The following is a 20232-nucleotide window of genomic DNA, read 5'->3' as shown; positions in this document are numbered from 1 at the left end:
CATCAGTGCAAGCGTTGCTCGACTCCGTCAAATCGTTGTCCACCAAAGAGCGTCACGCTCTGGCCATGCTCCTGAAGCGTCAGGGAATCAACTTGTACGGAGTCGCGCCGATCCCTGCGAGGGCGCCGGAGGAGGTCCTGGCACTGTCCTACGCCCAGCAGCGGCAGTGGTTTCTCTGGCAGATGGACCCCCAGGGCAGCGCTTACAACATTCCGGTCGCCCTGCGCCTGAAGGGCGATCTCGACCTCAAGGCGTTGCAGGCCAGCTTCGACGGCCTGATCGCTCGACACGAAACCCTGCGCACTACCATTCACCTCGACGGTGACCAACCGGTGCAGGTGATTCACCCCGAGGCACCCTTCGCGCTGGTGATCGAAACGCTCAAGGGCATCGGTGCCGATGCCACTGCGGCACTCAAGGCTTGGGTGGAGCAGGAAGTTCAACAGCCATTCGACCTGGAGCAAGGCCCCTTGCTGCGGGTCAAGCTGCTGCGCCTGGCGGCGGATGACCATGTGCTGGTCCTGACCTCGCACCACATCGTCTCCGATGGCTGGTCGACACCGATCATGGTCGACGAGCTGGTGCGTTTCTACGAAGCTGCCAGATCCGGGCAGGCACTGCGACTGCCGGCGCTCCCGGTGCAGTATGCCGACTACGCGTTGTGGCAACGGCAATGGATGGAAGCGGGCGAGCGCGAAAAGCAGCTGAGCTACTGGACGGCGCGGCTGGGGGACGAACAACCTGTGCTCGAATTGCCGCTGGACCGCCCGCGTGGCTCGGTGCAGAGCCCGGCAGGCGCGCGCTTCGACGTCACCCTCGCCGATGCGCTGGCGGACGCGCTGAAGCTGTTGGCCAAGCGCCAGGGCGTGACCCTCTTCACGTTGCTGCTGGCAAGCTTCCAGGCCCTGCTGCACCGCTACAGCGGGCAGAACGATATCCGCGTCGGCGTCCCGATCGCCAACCGCAATCGCAGCGAAGTCGAGGGCCTCATCGGCTTCTTCGTCAACACCCAGGTGCTCAAGGCCGAATTCGACCTGACCACCACCTTCGATGCGCTGGTCGAGCAGGTGCACCAGGCCGGGCTCGGCGCACAGGCGCATCAGGACCTGCCGTTCGAGCAACTGGTCGAAGCCCTGCAGCCAGAGCGCAGCCTCAGTCATAGCCCGTTGTTCCAGGTGATGCACAACCACGCCAGCGAGGGGCGTGGCCAAGCACGGCATCTGCCAGGCCTGACCCTGGAGGCGCTCGACTGGGAAATCCATACCACCCAGTTCGACCTGGCCTTGAACACGCTCGAGCATGAGCACGGCATCGGTGCGTTCCTGACCTACGCCACCGCGCTGTTCGACGAAGCCACCATCGCCCAGCTCGCCGGGCACTGGCAGGGCCTGCTGGCCGCCATCGTCGCCCAGCCGCAGCAGCGCATCGCCGAGCTGCCACTGCTGAATGCCACCCAGCAACAACAGGTGCTTCACGACTGGAACCGCACCCAGGCCGATTACCCGGTCGAGCAGTGCCTGCAGCAACTGATCGAAGCCCAGGTCGCCGCCACCCCGGATGCCCCGGCGCTGGTATTTGCCGATCAGGCCCTGAGCTATGGCCAGCTGAACCGGCGCGCCAACCAGCTGGCGCACAAGCTGCGCGAGCAGGGCGTGGGGCCGGACGTGCTGGTGGGCATTGCCGCCGAGCGCAGCGTGGACATGGTCATCGGCCTGCTGGGCATTCTCAAGGCCGGTGGCGCCTATGTGCCGCTGGACCCGGAATACCCCGCCGAGCGCCTGGCCTACATGATGCAGGACAGCGGCATCGGCCTGTTGTTGACGCAAGCCCACCTGCTGGCGCAGTTGCCGGTGCCCGAGGGTGTGCAGCCGCTGCTGCTTGAGCCGCTGGCGGGCTACAGTGAGGCCAACCTGGTTCACCACACCTGCCCGGACAACCTGGCCTACGTGATCTACACCTCCGGCTCCACCGGCCGCCCCAAGGGCGCGGGCAACAGCCATCGCGCGCTGGTCAACCGCCTGTGCTGGATGCAGAAGGCCTATGGCCTGGACGCCGGCGATACCGTGTTGCAGAAGACCCCATTCAGTTTCGACGTCTCGGTCTGGGAGTTCTTCTGGCCGCTGCTTGTCGGCGCACGCCTGGCGGTGGCACAACCGGGCGAACACCGTGATCCGCAGCGCCTGGTCGAGGTGATCAGGCAGCACGCGGTGACCACGCTGCACTTCGTGCCTTCGATGCTGCAGGCGTTCATGGGCAGCGCCGAGGTCGAGCGCTGCAGCGGCCTCAAGCGCGTGGTGTGCAGCGGCGAAGCCTTGCCCGCAGAGCTGGCGCAACAGACCCTGGCGCGCCTGCCGGGCGCCCAGTTGTACAACCTCTACGGCCCGACCGAAGCGGCCATCGACGTCACCCACTGGACCTGCCGCCCAGGCAGCGACAGCGGCGTGCCGATCGGCCGCCCGATCGACAACCTGAAGACGCACATCCTCGGCGCCGGTTTGCAGAGTGTCGCCCCACGAGCTGCCGGTGAGCTGTACCTGGGCGGCGTCGGCCTGGCCCGCGGTTATCACCGGCGCCCGGCGCTGACGGCGGAACGCTTCGTCCCGGACCCTTTCGACAGCACGGCCCAGGGCGGCGGTCGCCTGTACCGCACCGGTGACCTGGCGCGTTATCGGGCGGACGGGGTGATCGAGTACAAGGGCCGTCTCGACCACCAGGTGAAAATCCGCGGCCTGCGCATCGAACTGGGCGAGATCGAGACACGCCTGCTCGAGCACCCGAGCGTGCGCGAGGCGGTGGTGCTGGACATCGACGGGCCGGGTGGCAAGCAGCTGGCGGGGTATCTGGTGGTCGGCGAAGCACCGGCCGACCCGCAGCAGCAGAACGCACTGCGCAGCGAACTGCGCGAGCACCTCAGGCACGGGCTGGCCGACTACATGGTCCCGACCCACCTGCTGTTCCTTGAGCGCCTGCCGGTAACGGCCAACGGCAAGCTGGACCGCAAGGCCCTGCCCAAACCCGACGCAAGCGTGCTGCAGGACAGCTACGTGGCCCCGCGCAGCGAGCTGGAGCAACAGATCGCGGCAATCTGGGCCGAGGTCCTGAAGCTCGATCGGGTCGGCGTGACGGACAACTTCTTCGAACTGGGCGGGGATTCGATCATCTCGATCCAGGTGGTCAGCCGGGCGAGACAGGCCGGGATCCACTTCACACCCAAAGCGCTGTTCCAGCATCAGACCGTACAAGACCTGGCCTCGGTGGCCACGCGCATGGAAGGCAGCGGCCCGCAGATCGACCAGGCCCCGGTGGTCGGCGAGACACGCTTGCTGCCTATCCAGCAGGCGTTTTTCGAACAGTCGATCGCCGAGCCTCATCACTGGAACCAGGCGGTCCTGCTTGCCTCGACGAGGCTTATCGATGGCGCCGCGCTGGAAAAGGCCTTGCACACGCTGGTCGAGCATCACGATGCGTTGCGCCTGCGCTTCACGCCACAACAGGACGCAGGCGCATGGCTCGCCGCCCATTGCGCCCCGGGCGACGTTGAGGCCGGGCTGCTGTGGGCAGAGACCCTGACCGACGCGAACGCGCTACAAGCCCTGTGCGAGCGAGCGCAGCGCAGCCTGAACCTGCAACAGGGTCCGCTGTTGCGCGCTGTACTGGCGACCTTGCCCGATGGCAGCCAGCGCCTGCTCCTGGTGATTCATCACCTGGCGGTGGACGGGGTGTCCTGGCGCATTCTCCTGGAGGACCTGCAGAACGCCTATGACCGCCACGTGGCAGGCCAACCTGCCGTGCTGCCCGCCAGGACCACCTCGACCAAAGCCTGGGCCGAACGGCTGCAGGCCTACGCGCAGAGCGATGCAGTGCAGGCAGAGCTCGGTTACTGGCAGTCGCAGTTGCAAGGGGTCGACGCGCAACTGCCCCAGGACAGGGCTGATGGATCGCTGCATGGCCGCCACACCGCGACGGTGCATGCGCGCCTGGACCGGCAGCAAACGTCGCGGCTGTTACAACAGGCGCCAGCCGCCTACCGCACCCAGGTCAACGACTTGCTGCTGACCGCCCTGGCCCGTGTGATCGCCCGTTGGACGCAGCGCGATGAGGTGCTGGTGCAACTGGAAGGGCATGGCCGTGAAGACCTGTTCGATGCGGTCGACCTGACCCGTACTGTCGGCTGGTTGACCAGCCTGTTCCCGGTGAAGCTGACAGCGGCGCCGACCCTCGATGCCTCGATCAAGCAGATCAAGGAACAACTCCGCGCGATCCCCGACAAGGGCATCGGTTATGGCGCGCTGCGTTATCTGGGGGATTCGCACGCACGGGATGTGCTGGCTCGCCTGCCAGTGCCCCCCATCACGTTCAATTACCTGGGGCAGCTTGACAGCACCTTTGCCGAAAGCCCAGGCACAGCCACGGAGCGATTCCTGCAGCCGGCCAGCGAGAGCAGCGGGGCTAGCCAGTCTGCCGAGGCCTTGCTGGAAAACCTGCTGTCCATCAACGGGCAGGTCTACGCTGGCGAGCTGAGCCTGGCCTGGACGTTCAGCCAGGACATGTTCGACCGCGCCACGGTACAGGCCGTGGCCGACGACTATGTCAGCGAGCTTCAGGCGCTGATCGACCATTGCGTCGATCAGGACGTAGTCGCCCTGACACCGTCCGATGTCCCGCTGGCTGCGCTGGATCAGGCCCAGCTGGATGCCTTGCCGATTCCGGCAGGTGCCATCGAGGACATCTATCCGCTTTCGCCCATGCAGCAGGGCATGCTGTTTCACACGGTCTTCGAGCAAGGCCAGGGCGAGTATGTCAATCAGATGCGCGTCAACGTTTCGGGCCTGGATATCGAGCGGTTCAAGCGTGCCTGGCAGGCAATGCTGGACCGACACGACGTGTTGCGCGCCGCATTCGTCGCCAACCTTGAACGCCCGGTGCAGGTGATCCGCAAACACGTCGAGCTGCCGTTCGACGTGCTGGACTGGACCGCGCAGGAGGACATCGAGGGGCGGCTGGATACCTGGGCCGAGGCCGATCGTCGGCGTGGCTTCGACCTGCAGGCGGCACCCTTGTTGCGACTGACAGTCATCCAGACAGACAGTGCGCAGCATCACCTGGTCTTCACCAGTCACCATATCCTGATGGATGGCTGGAGCAATGCGCAGCTGCTGGGCGAGGTGTTGCAGCACTACGCGGGCGTTGCTTTGGCGCGACCGGCCGGGCGCTACCGCGACTATATCGAATGGCTGCAGCGCCAGGATGCCGAGCAGAGCGAGACGTTCTGGCGCCAGCAATTGCTGCACCTCAGCGAGCCCACGCGACTGGCCCAGGCGCTGCGCCTGGATAGAAGCCGCGCGGACACCGGCCATGGCGAACATCATCAGACGCTCGACGCAGCCTGCGCCCAGGCGTTGAGCGCGTTTGCAAGGCAACGACGGGTGACGGTCAATACCTTGCTGCAGGCAGCCTGGCTGCTGCTGGTGCACCGCTATACCGGCCAGGAAGGCGTGGCATTCGGTGCCACGGTTGCCGGCCGGCCGGCGGACCTGCGTGGCGTCGAGCACCAGCTGGGCCTGTTCATCAACACGCTACCAGTGGCAGCCAGGCTGCAGCCTGACCTGCGGGTGGGGGAGTGGGTCGAACGTCTGCAGGCACAGAACCTGAGCATGCGCGAACATGAACACACGCCGCTCTACGACATTCAGCGTTGGGCGGGCTCGGCCGGTGAGCCGTTGTTCGACACGCTGCTGGTGTTCGAGAACTACCCGGTCGGGGAAGTCCTGCAGCAGGGCTCCAGCGCAGGCCTGGCGTTTTCAGGCACGCAGAATCGCGAGCGGACCAACTATCCGCTGACGCTGATGATCGAGTCGGGCAATGCCCTGACGATCCACTACCACTACGACCGCAGTCACCTCGGCGACACCGGCGTCGAGCAGATCGCCCGGCACTTTGCCAATCTGCTGAACGCCCTGGTGCAGCACGCCGATACCCCGGTCGGTGAACTGCAGATGCTCGATGACGAAGAGCGACAGCGCATCGTCCACGACTGGAACCGTACCCAGATGCAGTACCCGCATGAGCGCAGCCTGCCCGAGCTGTTCGAAATGCAGGTCGCGCGCACCCCTGAGGCCCCGGCACTGTTGTTTGCCGAGCAGACCTTGAGCTATGGCGAGCTCAATCAGCGCGCCAACCGCCTGGCGGGCAAGCTGCGCACAATGGGCGTCGGGCCGGATGTGCTGGTCGCGATTGCCGTCGAGCGATCGGTGGAAATGGTCGTTGGCCTGCTGGCGATCCTCAAGGCCGGTGGCGCCTATGTGCCATTGGACCCGGAGTATCCGCGCGAGCGCCTGGGGTTCATGATGGAGCAGAGCGGGGCGCATCTGCTGCTGACCCTCAGCCATCTGCTCCCGCAGCTGCCCACCCACAGCGTGCAGACCTGGTGCCTGGACAGCGACTGGCATCAGGTGGCGGCCTTCGATGGCGAGAACCTCGGTATCGAGCAGCATCCCGAGCACCTTGCCTATTGCATCTACACCTCCGGTTCCACCGGTCGGCCCAAGGGGGTCGAGGTGCGCCACCAGGCACTGGTCAACTTCCTTGCCAGCATGGCGGTCGAGCCTGGGATCGATGCCGGCGATCGGGTCCTGGCGCTGACCTCGCTGTCGTTCGACATTGCCGGCCTGGAGCTGTACCTGCCGTTGCTGGCCGGGGCTTCGGTGGTGCTGATCGGCGAGCGCCAGAACAAGGATCCGTCGGCGCTGCAGGCTGTGATCGAGCGCCACGCCATCACCACCCTCCAGGCCACACCTTCGACCTGGCGCATGCTGCTGCAGGCGCTGCCTGCGCAGACCTTGCGCGGTTGCAAGGTCATCAGTGGCGGTGAGGCGCTGCCTGTCGACCTCGCCGAGCAGTTGCTGGCGCTGTGCGGGCGCATCTGGAACCTGTACGGGCCAACCGAGACGACGATCTGGTCGGCGGCGTACTGCCTGGACAACCAACATCCCTTGCCGTTGCTGGGCAAGCCGATCGCCAACACGACCTTGCAGGTCATGGCGCACGATCTGTCGACTGCCGCGATCGGCATGGCCGGGGAACTGATGATCGGTGGCGATGGCCTGGCGCGGGGTTATCAGCGCCGCGCGGCATTGACGGCCGAGCGCTTCGTCCCGGACCCATACGATCGCAGCGGGCAGGGTGGTGGCCGGCTTTACCGTACCGGTGACCTGGCCAGCTATCGCAGCGATGGGGTGCTCGAGTACGTGGGCCGCATCGACCACCAGGTAAAGGTGCGTGGCTATCGCATCGAACTGGGCGAGATCGAGGCAAGGCTGATCGATGATCCTGCTGTGCGCGAGGCGGTGGTCATCGACATCGATGGCCCTGGTGGCAAGCAACTGGCCGGCTACCTGGTCTCGAGCGGCGAAGCAGCGGTCGCGACGGAGGAACAGCGCAGCGCCCTGCGTCGCCATCTGCGCGAACAGCTGCGCGCGACCTTGCCGGATTACATGGTCCCCGCGTACCTCACCTGGCTCGATGCACTGCCGCTGACACCCAACGGCAAGCTCGACCGCAAAGCGTTGCCCCAGCCTGATCCTGGCGTATCGCAGCAAGGCCATGTCGCGCCGCAGAGCGAGGTGGAGCAGCAGATCGCTGCCGTCTGGGCGCAGCTGCTGAATGTCGAGAAGGTCGGCCTCAATGACAATTTCTTCGAGTTGGGAGGGCACTCGCTGTTGGCGCTATCAGTGCTCTCGCGCTTGCAACTTTCGCTGGGATTGACCGTGGAACCGGCCGTTCTCTTCCAGCACCCGGTCCTTGGCGATTTTGCCAGATACATCGAATCCATCGGCGATGCGTCGGCTTTCGACGAAAAACTGCAGCGTCTGGATAGGCTTTTTGAAGAGTTCGAGGTGAATGAATGAGTAACGATGCCGCGCTGAATATCGCCACGCGTTTTGTCACGCTGCCGCTGGCCAAGCGCAAGCTGTATCTGCAGAAGATGCACGCCGAGAACATTTCTCCGGCTAACTTGCCAGTGCCTTGCACCCAGTCGCTGTTCGACCGCGTTCCGGTATCGTTCGCCCAGCAGCGTCAATGGTTCCTGTGGCAGATGGATCCGCAGAGCACGGCCTACAACCTGGCTATTGCGCTGAGACTGCAGGGCGCACTGGATATCGACGCCCTGCGTGGCGCCTTCCAGGCCTTGATCGTACGGCACCAGACCTTGCGCACCACGTTCTCGCTCGATGACGAACAGCTCGTTCAGGTCATTCACCCGCCAGAATCGTTCGAAATCGACGCGCAACCCGTCGACGTCGGGGCGGCGCCGGAAACCGACTTACAGATCAAGGCATGGGTCGAATCTGAGGCTCGCACGCCCTTTGACCTGGAGCGCCAGTGGCCGACCAGGGTCAGGTTGCTGCGTTTGCACGCGCATGACCATGTGTTGATCATCACCCTGCACCATATCGCTACCGATGGCTGGTCAATGCAGGTGCTGGTCGACGAGCTCATCGGGCATTACGCCCACGCATGTACCGGCGAGGCCGTGGACCTTGCTCCGCTGCCCATTCAGTATGCCGACTATGCCATCTGGCAGCGGCACTGGATGGAGGCAGGCGAGCAGGAGCGTCAGCTGGCGTATTGGCGGGCCCACCTGGGGGATGAACACCCGGTGCTGGAACTGCCCAGCGACCGGCCGCGTCCGGCGACGCAGCGCTTCGAAGGCGCGAGCCTGAAGTTCGAGCTCGAATCAGCACTGGCCGACGCGCTCAAGCAACAGGCGCAACAGCAGGGGGTGACGCTTTTCACACTGCTGCTGGCCAGCTTCCAGACCCTGCTGCACCGGTATTCTGGTCAGGATGAAGTGCGTGTCGGGATTCCCATCGCCAATCGTAACCGGGTCGAAACCGAGCGGCTGATCGGTTTCTTCGTCAACACCCAGGTACTCAAGGCGCAGTTCGATAGCTCGCTGACATTCACGGGCTTGCTCAGCCAGATGCACAAGACCACGCTGGCCGCCCAGGCGCATCAGGACCTGCCTTTCGAGCAACTGGTAGAAGCGCTGCACCCGGAACGAAGCCTGAGTCACAGCCCGTTGTTCCAGGTCATGTACAACCACCAGGCGCAAGCCAGGGGAAATGCCCGGCGCCTGCAGGGTCTGCAGGTCGAAGGCATCGCCTGGGAGCGACAGACCGCGCAGTTCGACCTCACGCTGAACACGGTCGAGCATGAGCATGGGATTGCGGTAGAGCTCAACTACGCGACTGCGCTGTTTGAAGCATCGACGGTCGCGCGCATGGCTTCGCATTTGACCCACTTGTTGGAGGCAATCGCCGAGCGTCCTTGGCAGCTTGTCGCCGAGTTGCCGATGCTCGGGCAGCAAGAGCATCGCCAGATTGTGGAGCAGTGGAACAGCACTCAAGCGTCCTACCCTGCCGACCAGGGCATGCATCAGCTGATCGAAGCGCAAGCCCGTGCGACGCCCCAGGCCCCTGCGGTGCTGTTCGGCGAGGATGTGTTGACCTACCGTCAACTGAACCAGCGCGCCAACCGGCTCGCTCACGCGTTGCGCGACAACGGCGTGGGCCCGGACGTGCTGGTAGGGATCGCGGTGGAGCGTTCGCTCGAGATGGTGGTCGGGCTGCTCGCCGTTCTGAAGGCCGGGGGCGCCTATGTGCCGTTCGATCCCGACTACCCGGCCGAGCGCCTGGCCTACATGATGGAGGACAGCGGCATTCGTCTGCTGCTGACCCAGACTACCCTGCGCGACCAGTTGCCAATCGCCCCCAGCATGGCCTGCATTGTGCTTGATGACGCAGATGAATGGCTGGCTGCCTATAGCGACGTCGACCCTGTCAACCTCAACGTACCGGCCGATCTGGCCTACGTGATCTACACGTCGGGCTCGACCGGCAGGCCCAAGGGCGCCGGCAACACGCACCAGGCGCTGGTCAACCGGCTCTGGTGGATGCAGAAGGCCTACGGTCTGGATCACGGCGATACCGTGCTGCAGAAGACGCCCTTCAGCTTTGACGTATCGGTGTGGGAATTCTTCTGGCCACTGTTCACCGGTGCGCGGCTGGCAGTGGCTCGCCCTGGCGATCACCGGGACCCCGAACGCCTGGTGGAGGCGATCAGGCAACACAGGGTCACGACCCTGCATTTTGTTCCGTCCATGCTTCAGGCCTTCATGACCAGCGAGCACGTGGAGCGGTGCGAAACCCTCAAGCGCGTGGTGTGCAGTGGCGAAGCATTGCCTGCTGACCTTTCAGAGCAGGTCCTGGCCAGGCTCAAGCACGTCGGGCTTTTCAACCTTTACGGCCCGACGGAAGCGGCGATCGACGTTACCCACTGGACCTGCCAGGCGCAAGCCAATGGCAGTGTGCCGATCGGCACACCTATCGACAACCTCAAGACCCATGTCCTCAGCAGTGCCTTGCTGCCGGTGCCGCAAGGTGTGGCAGGCGAGCTCTACCTGGGTGGTGTGGGTCTGGCGCGTGGATATCATCGTCGTCCGGGGCTTACGGCGGAGCGGTTCGTGCCCGACCCGCTTGATCGGAGCGAGCAGGGTGGTGCGCGCCTTTACCGCACCGGGGACCTGGCGCGGTACCGCTCGGGCGGCGTAATCGAATACGCTGGCCGCCTCGACCATCAGGTGAAGATTCGCGGCCTGCGCATCGAGCTTGGCGAGATCGAGTCCAAGCTCCTGGAGCACGACAGCGTGCGCGAGGCCGTGGTAATCGATATCGATGGGCCGGGTGGCAAGCAGTTGGCCGCCTATCTGGTGGTCGATGTACACGCTGGCGAGCTGGAAGAACACCTGCGCCGGCACCTCAAGGCCACACTGCCGGACTACATGGTTCCCAGCCATCTGCTGTTCGTCGACGCGCTGCCGCTGACCCCAAACGGCAAGCTGGATCGCAAGGCATTGCCACGCCCGGATGTACGTCAGCGGCAGAAACACCATGTGGCGCCGCGCACCCCTCTCGAGGCGCGAATCGCCGCGATCTGGGCTGACGTCCTCAAGCTTGAACGGGTAGGGGCCACCGACAACTTCTTCGAACTGGGCGGCGACTCGATCATCTCGATCCAGGTGGTCAGCAGGGCCCGCCGCGAGGGCATGACGTTCACGCCCAAACAGCTATTCCAGCTGCAGACAGTCGAGGGGCTGGCGGCCGTGGTCGCCAAGGGGCACGCCCCGGCCATGCAGATTGATCAGGGCGCGGTGCAGGGGCGCATGCAGCTCTTGCCGATTCACCAGGCATTCTTCAACGAAGACATCGCCGATCGTCACCACTGGAACCAGGCCCTTCTGCTCAAGCCCGGACAGGCCTTGGACAGCAACGTGCTCGACCGCGCGCTGCAAGCGCTGCTGGCCCATCACGATGCGTTGCGCGTGAGCTTCCAGCAGGAAGACGGCAGCACTTGGTCGGCCTGCTATCGCCAGATCGGCGAGCCAGCCCAGGCGACTTGCCTGTGGCAAGCGCAACTTCAGCACCCGTCCGAACTGCAGGCGCTGTGCGACAAGGCGCAACGCAGCCTCGATCTGCAGCAAGGGCCACTGCTGCGAGCCGTGCTGGCAGACCTGCCCGACGGTAACCAGCGGCTACTGCTGGTGATCCACCACCTGGCGGTGGATGGCGTTTCATGGCGAATTCTGCTCGAAGACCTGCAGGCCGCCTACCGTCAGGAGGCGCTGGGTCAGACCATTTCCCTGCCAGCCAAGACCAGTTCCGTCAAGGCATGGGCCGAGGCGCTGCAGACGTACGCCAACAGCGAGGTATTGCGCAATGAACTGCCGTATTGGCAGGCACTGTCAGCGGTCGATGCCACGCTCCCTTGCGACAACGTTGACGGTTCACTGCAGGCCAGGCATGCAGCTGTCGCCCGGACACGGCTCGATGAGCGCTACACCCGCCAGCTCCTGCAGGACGCTCCTGGGGCTTATCGCACTCAGGTCAACGACCTGTTGTTGACGGCCCTGGCCCGCGTGATCGCCCGCTGGACGAAGCAGGAAGAGGTGCTCGTGCAACTGGAAGGGCACGGTCGTGAGGAACTGTGCGATAACGTCGATCTCAGCCGTACCGTTGGTTGGTTCACGAGCATGTTCCCGGTCAGGCTCAGCACCGCCGAGGCGATGGACACCTCGATCAAGACCATCAAGGAGCAGCTGCGTGCGGTTCCCAACAAGGGGCTTGGGTTCGGAGCGCTGCGCTATCTGGGCGACCAAGAGGCCAGCCAGGCCTTGGCGGAACTGGCACCACCCAGGATCACCTTCAATTACCTCGGGCAGTTCGATGCCAGCTTCGACGAGCCTGCCGGCGAACTCGGCCAGGCAGCCTTCCTCATGCCTGCTGCCGAGCACAGTGGCGCAAGCCGAGGCGAGACAGCGCCGCTGGGCAACTGGTTATCGATCGATGGGCAGATATTCAAAGGCGAGCTGAGCCTGAACTGGACCTTCAGCCAGGCCATGTTCGAGGTCACGACGGTCGAACGCCTGGCAGCCGAATACGCTCGGGAATTGCAGGATCTGATTGATCACTGCGTATCCGAAAGTGCCTTCGGCAGGACGCCTTCGGATTTCCCCCTGTGCAACTTGAACCAGGCGCAACTCGACGCCTTGCCTGTGCCCCTCGTCGAAATCGAGGACATCTACCCGTTGTCGCCGATGCAGCAGGGGATGCTGTTTCACAGCGCCTATGAGCAGACCGGAGATTACATCAACCAGATGCGTGTCGACGTTCAGGGCCTGTACGCTGCGCGCTTCGATCAAGCCTGGCAAGCGATGGCGGCGCAGCATGATGTGCTGCGTGCCAATTTCATCACCTTGTTCGAGCAGCCCTTGCAGATCATTCGTGAGCAGGTGCAGATCCCTTGCACCGAACTGGACTGGTCGGCGTCCAAGGATCTGCAACGCGAGCTCTGCGTCTGGGCCGAGCACGATCGTCGCAAGGGCTTCGACCTGCAGCATGATCCGTTGCTCAGGATAACCGCGATCCGTACAGGCCCCGATAGCCATCACCTGATCTATACCAGCCACCACATCCTCATGGATGGCTGGAGCAATTCGCAGTTGCTTGGCGAGGTGCTGCAGCACTACGCGGGGCAGCCGGCCGAGCGTAAGCCTGGCCGTTACCGTGACTACATCCAGTGGCTGCAGGGACAGGGCAAGGATCGCAGCGAAGCCTTCTGGCGAGAGCAGCTTCAGGATCTGCAGGAGCCGACACATCTGGCGCAAGTGTTCCGACAAGGCAAGTCGAACAAGGACAGCGGTTACGCCGATCATTATCAGGTGCTGGACTGGCAGCCCACGCTGAGTGAGTTCGCCCGTGAACGACGGGTTACCGTCAATACGCTGGTGCAAGCGGCCTGGCTGTTGCTGCTACAACGTTATACTGGCCAGGAATGCGTCGCCGTGGGCGCCACGGTCGCTGGCCGACCGGCGGAAGTGGCCGGTGCGGAGCATCAGCTGGGTCTGTTCATCAATACGTTGCCGGTGATCAACCGGCTGCAGCCGACGATCACCGTGGAGCAATGGGTCACCGAACTGCAGGGGCGGAACCTGGCACTGCGCGAGCATGAACACACCGCGCTGTATGACGTCCAGCGCCTGGCTGGCGTAGCGGCGGATGGGCTGTTCGATACCTTGCTGGTGTTCGAGAACTACCCTGTCTCCGAGGCGCTGCGCGAGGGTGCTCCCGCAGGCTTGAGGTTCATCGACACGCACATTCACGAGCAGACCAACTACCCCTTGACCTTGGCCATTGGCCTGGGTGCGCAGTTGTCCGTTCACTACAGCTATGACCGTTCGAGCTTCAGTGACCGGGACATCGAGCAAATCGCCGGGCACTTCGCCAACCTGCTGCATGCCATCATCCAGAAGCCGCAGCGTCTTATTTCCGAGCTGCCGATGTTGGGTGTGGATGAATGCCGTCGCATCGTGGAGGAATGGAACCACACGACGGTCGATTACCCTGGCGCTCACTGCGTGCACCAGTTGTTCGAGGCCCAGGTACTGCAACGACCCGAGGCCGTCGCCCTGGTATTTGCTGGGCAGCAGCTCACGTACCGGCAGCTCAATGTCCGCGCCAATGGCCTGGCGCACCGCTTGCGCGAGCGCGGCGTGGGCCCGGACGTATTGGTCGGTATTGCCCTGGAACGTTCGGTGGACATGGTTGTGGGATTGCTGGCAATCCTGAAAGCAGGGGGGGCCTATGTCCCTCTCGACCCTGAATATCCCCAGGACCGTCTGGCGTACATGATCGAAGACAGTCGAATCCAGCTGCTGTTGACCCATCGAAATGTCCAGCTACCTGCCTGTCCACACATCCACACCCTGATGCTTGATGAGCTGGATGACTGCCTGACGTGGCCGGCTGACAACCTGGCGTTTGCAGGGCACCCTGGCAACCTGGCCTATGTGATCTACACCTCCGGCTCGACGGGCAAGCCCAAAGGTGCCGCCAATACCCACGAAGCGCTGCTGAACAGGCTGTTCTGGATGCAGGACGCCTACGCGTTGCGCACCGATGACAAGGTCCTGCAGAAAACCCCTTTCAGCTTCGATGTATCGGTCTGGGAGTTTTTCTGGCCGTTGATGACGGGAGCCCGACTGGTGCTCGCCCAACCGGGCGAACATCGCGACCCGGCGCTGCTCATGCGGCTGATCGAGACCGAAGCCATCACCACGTTGCACTTCGTGCCATCGATGCTGCAGGCCTTCATCAGTGGTGACAGCCCGCAGGCGGCCTGTACTTCGCTACGGCAGGTGATGTGTTCCGGCGAGGCGCTGCCGCTTGAGCTGCAACGCAGCGCGATGGCATTGCTGCCGGGTACCCAGTTCTACAACCTGTACGGGCCTACCGAAGCGGCTATCGACGTCACCCATTGGCACTGTGTGGACGAGCAAAGTCACAGCGTTCCGATCGGCCGGCCGATTGCCAACCTGCATACCTACATTCTTGACGATGAGCTCAACCCGGTGCCTGCGCCGGTCACGGGCGAACTGTATCTGGGCGGTATCGGCCTGGCCCGCGGTTACCATGAGCGCGCGATGCTGACGGCCGAGCGTTTCTGTGTCAGCCCCTTCGGTGACGGGGAGCGTCTCTACCGCACAGGTGACCTGGCGCGCCAGCGTGAAGACGGGGTGATCGAGTACGCTGGGCGGATCGACCACCAGGTGAAGATCCGTGGCCTGCGTATCGAGCTTGGCGAGATCGAGGCGAGCCTGCTGGAGCACCCGGCCGTGAAGGAAGCCGCTGTCCTGGCAATCGACCTGGCGACCGGCAAGCAACTGGTGGCGTTTGTCGTCATCGACCGTGAAGAACACCTGAACGATGTAAAGGCCGTACTGGCGCGACGGCTGCCTGATTACATGGTGCCTTACCATTACGTTCTGCTCGACAGCATGCCGCTGTCACCCAACGGCAAGCTGGACCGCAAGCGCCTGCCGATGCCCGAGCTCAAGGCCAACGTGCAGCAATACAGCGCCCCGAGCAACGAAGTCGAAAGCGCCCTGGCGCTGATCTGGCAGGAAGTCCTGCAGCGGGAACAGGTAGGTATTCACGACAACTTCTTCGAGCTTGGTGGCGACTCGATCGTGTCGATCCGCATCGCCAGCAAGGCGCGGCTTGCAGGTTACGACGTCTCTCCGAAACGGGTATTCGAGCACCAGACCATCGCTCAGCTCGCCGCGACGTTGGAGCGCCATGCGCCTGTATCCGAAGCGCCAGTCATTGCCCGAGTCGCCGTCAGTGAAGAACAGCGAGCGTTGTTGCCCCTGTCCGCCGACGTCATCGAAGATGTCTACCCGCTCTCGCCGATGCAGCAGGGCATGCTGTTCCATTCCATCGAGGAGAAGGGTGAAGGGCTGTATATCCATCAGGTCAGCCTGCCGGTGACCGGCCTGAAGACCGCACCTTTCATTCAGGCATGGGCAGCGGTGACCGCGCGTCACGAGGTGCTGCGTACCAGTTTCCACTGGGCCGGCCTGGCCGAACCGCTGCAGGTTGTCCATACACAGGCGCAGATGCCCGTAAGGGAAATCGATCTGCAGGGCAGCGAGGCGCCTGACGCGACCGTGCAGGCGCTTGCCCATGAAGAGTGGCTGAACGGTTTCGACCTGACCCAGGCACCTCTGCATAGGCTATTGCTGGTGAAGCTGGACTCGAACACCTATCACATGATCTGGACCAGCCACCACATCTTGATGGACGGCTGGAGCACCTCCCGGCTGTTTGCCGAGGTCATGCAGCACTACGCCGGCAAACCAGTGTCCGGCAGTGTCGGTCGTTATGGTGATTTCATCGCGTGGCTGCAGGCCCAGGACAAGGGGCGGCAGGAGGCCTTCTGGCGTGAAAGTCTGGCAGGTGTCGAGCCTACCTTGTTGGCCCAGACGATTCACCCGCGACACAGCGCCAACGAAACCGGGCACAACGCACTCTATTCACGCTGGGACAAAGCGTGGACGACGCGCCTGCAGGATTACTGCCGAAACCTGAGAGTCACGCCCAACACCGTAATCCAGGGCGCCTGGCTGTTGTTGCTGCAGCGCTACACGGCCAAATCTGCAGTCACCTTCGGGGCGACCGTCGCTGGTCGGCCGGAGTCGCTGCCGGGCGCGGACAGCACCTTGGGGCTGTTCATCAACACATTGCCGGTATCGCAGGAACTTGACCCGACCGCCTGCCTGGAGGACTGGCTCCGTGACCTGCAGGCTTACAACCTGGAGCTGCGCAACTGGTCACATACCCCACTGAACGATGTCCAGAGGTGGTCCGGTACCCCAGGTCAGACGCTGTTCGACAGCATTATCGTGTTCGAGAACTACCCGATCGACGAGAGCATGCGCGAGTCGTCCGATGCCGAAGTGGGCTTTGGCGAATCCAGTGGCGTGGGTGTGACCAACGTTCCCATGGACTTGGCCGTGCATCTCAACGACACCTTGTCGATTGAATACCTGTACCTGCGCAACAGCTTCAGTGAAGCGTCGGTACAAGGCATCCGGCAGACCATGGAAGCCACACTGGACGCCATGTTGAGCCAGCCTCGGGCGAGGCTTGGCAATCTGCAGTGCTTGCTGCCTGCCCAACTGGAGCAGGCAGCGCAATGGGGCGCCGAGCCTGCGACGGTCTATGGTACGCAGACACTGGCGCAGTCGATTGCAGCGCAAGCTCAGCGCCAACCGGATGCCGTCGCGCTGGTGTGTGCCGAGCGAAGCCTCACCTACGCGGAGCTGGAGCGGCAGGCCGAGCATCTGTGCACCGTGCTGCGGCTCAAGGGTGCCGCGCCCGAAGTGATCGTCGGCGTGGCCCTGGAGCGGTCGCTGGAGCTGGTCGTGACGTTGCTGGCGATCATGAAGACGGGGGCTGCCTATGTACCTCTGGATCTCGAGTACCCGGCAGATCGCCTGGCCTGGATGATCGAGGATTCGGGCATGCAGCTGCTGGTGACGCGCCACTCGCTGCTGCAGCGCCTGCCGTCACTGGAACGTGTACACGTCATCGAGCCTGTTGCTGATCAGCGGGTCCCCCAGCCGACGCTGCCTCCTGCGGCCATCGAAGACGGCAACCTGGCCTACCTGATCTACACCTCGGGCTCGACCGGCAAGCCAAAAGGCGTAGCTGTCGCCCAGGGCCCATTGAGCCGGCATTGTCAGGCTATCGTGGAGCGATACGAAATGGGGCCCTCGACGCGAGAACTGCATTTCATGTCGTTCGCCTTCGATGGTGCTCAGGAGCGCTGGCTGAGTACCCTGCTCTGCGGTGGCACGCTGGTCATACGCGACGGTGACGTGTGGACAGTGGAGCAGACCCTGCAGGCTTTGTGGCGCCAGCGCATCACCATCGCCTGTTTCCCGCCGGCCTACCTCAAGCAGTTGGCAGAGTCGGTGCAGGCCAGCGGCGATCAGCCGCCACCGGTGCAGATCTACTGCTTTGGTGGCGATGCGGTGCCCGAACAGACGTTCGAGCAGGTCAGGAAGGCCCTCAAGCCCACCTGGATGACCAATGGCTACGGCCCTACCGAAACGGTGGTGACGCCGCTTTTGTGGAAGGTGCCTGGAGACGGTCATTGTGCGGCTGCCTATGCGCCTATCGGCCATGCGGTCGGTCGGCGCTCCCTTCGTGTACTCGATGACGAGCTCAACCCGCTGCCTCCGGGCTTCGCGGGCGAATTGATGATCGGCGGCGACGGCGTCGCTCGCGGCTATCATGGCCGCCCGGCCCTGACTGCGGAGCGCTTCGTGCCTGACCCATTGGGTAAGGAGGGTGCCCGTCTGTACCGCAGCGGTGACCTGGTACGTAGACGGGATGACGGTGTGGTCGACTACGTGGGCCGTATCGACAACCAAGTCAAGATCAGGGGGTTCCGGATCGAGCTCGGTGAAGTCGAAGCCGCTCTGCGTACCCAGGACGGGGTGCGGGACGCCGTCGTTGTCGTGCACGAAACGACGGTGGGCAAGCAACTGATCGGGTATGTGGTAGGCGAAGACACGAGCATGGCGAAGGCTTTGAGAGCCGTACTGGCTGCCCAATTGCCGGAGTACATGGTGCCGTCGCAGATCATCGTGTTGCCTTCATTCCCGGTCACGCCGAACGGCAAGCTCGACCGCAAGCGCCTGCCGGATCCGGTATTCGAGTCGTCAGGGCATGTCGCTCCTCGCAATGAACAGGAGCGATTGCTGGCGCAGATCTGGGAAGAGGTACTGCAGGTCGATCCCATTGGCATTACGGACAACTTCTTCGAGCTTGGCGGCGACTCCATCCTCAGCCTGCAGGTGGTGTCTCGGGTGAGGAATCACCCGACCTTGGACATGGAACTCAAACTCCGTGATGTGCTGCGTTATCAGACGATCGAGGCGATCGTCGGCAAACAGGAGCAGGCCGACCATGCACCCGTGCAGGTGGCCGATACCGGGGCGGTCGACGGCCTGTTCAATCTGCTGCCCATCCAGGAGTGGATGTTCGCCGAGGCGCTTGCGGACCCCGCGCACTTCAACCAGGCCCTGATGCTCAAACCGCGCATCGCGCTGGACCTGGATGCGCTCGACCAAGCGCTTGCCTGCATCGAAGCGCACCATGACGCCCTGCGGCTGCGCTTCGTTCAGGAGAACGGTCGTTGGCTGCAACGCTACCTGACACCTGATGAGGCCAGGCAACCGCTGCTGCAGCGGGAACAGGCTTGTGACGAGCAGGCGCTGATGACGCTGGCGAATCAGGCTCAACGTAGCCTGAGGCTTGTCGATGGACCTGTCTGGCGAGCTGTGCACGTACAGCTTGCCGATGGGCAGGCGCGACTGTTGCTGGTCATCCATCACCTGGTCATGGACGGTGTGTCATGGCGGGTACTGCTCGAAGACCTGCAGCGGGCTTACCAGGCCTGTACCCAGGGTGACACGCCGGCATTGCCTGCTCGCACCACGAGCTACAGGGCCTGGGCAGAGCTTCTGCGAAAAGAGGCTGCATCGATTGGCGCGCAGCAGGGTGACTGGTGGCTTGCTCAACTCGAACCGCTGTCGAACGAGTTTCCTTGCGACAACCCGCGCGGGCGCAATGAGGTCAGCGAGCAGGCGGCCGCCCATCTGTACCTGACACGGGAAAAGACTGCGCAGTTGCTCAAACAGGCGCCTGCCGCCTATCGCACGCAGGTGAACGACATCCTACTGGCGGCGCTGGCACGTGTGCTGTGCCGTTGGAGTGGCGAAGAGGCCGCATTGATCCAGCTGGAAGGACATGGTCGCGAAGACCTTTACGAAGGCGTGGATCTGTCCCGGACAGTGGGCTGGTTTACCAGCATGTTCCCGGTACGTCTCGCCCCTGGCGAGGCTGCGGCGGTCGGTGAGTCGATCCTGGCCACGCAACGGCAATTGGCGGCGGTACCTGACAAGGGGGTCGGTTATGGCGTGTTGCGTTACCTGGGCGAACCTCGGATGCGCGAGCGCCTGGCGGCAGTAGCTCAACCGCGGGTGACGTTCAACTATTTCGGTCAGTTCGACCAAAGCTTTGACAAGCACGCTTTGCTTGAGCCTGCGCCGGAAGGGTCAGGCGATTGCTATAGCCCGAGGGCGCGCCTGGCCAACTGGCTGGAGATCGTCGGCCAGGTCTACGACGGCTCGCTTTCATTGCGATGCGTCTACAGCAAACGTCGTTATCGGGCGCAGACCATCGACGCCCTGATGGAAAGCTATCGCGAAGAACTTGAACTGCTGATTGATCACTGCCTCTCCGTGACTGGCGCTGCCTGAGT

The 20232-nt window shown here is 63.6% G+C and carries 2 protein-coding genes; both read left to right on the top strand.

Features of this window, described 5'->3' with window-relative positions:
• The first annotated feature begins 5 nt into the window (after positions 1–5).
• Complete coding sequence (locus OZ911_RS20150; protein ID WP_268968462.1) at positions 6–7907, top strand: non-ribosomal peptide synthetase; 7902 nt, start codon at positions 6–8, stop codon at positions 7905–7907.
• On the top strand, positions 7904–20230 hold the full coding sequence (locus OZ911_RS20145) for a non-ribosomal peptide synthase/polyketide synthase (protein WP_268968461.1): 12327 nt from the start codon (positions 7904–7906) through the stop codon (positions 20228–20230). The genes OZ911_RS20150 and OZ911_RS20145 overlap by 4 nt, the downstream gene beginning before the upstream one ends.
• The last annotated feature ends 2 nt before the right edge of the window (positions 20231–20232 follow it).

Source organism: Pseudomonas fortuita (assembly GCF_026898135.2).
Taxonomy (GTDB): domain Bacteria; phylum Pseudomonadota; class Gammaproteobacteria; order Pseudomonadales; family Pseudomonadaceae; genus Aquipseudomonas; species Aquipseudomonas fortuita.
This window is presented reverse-complemented; position numbering and strand designations above follow the sequence as displayed.

What these genes read in the sequence shown, in the direction of transcription:
- OZ911_RS20145 (WP_268968461.1), top strand. Translation starts at nt 7,904, where the DNA reads ATGAGTAACGATGCCGCGCTGAATATCGCCACGCGTTTTGTCACGCTG.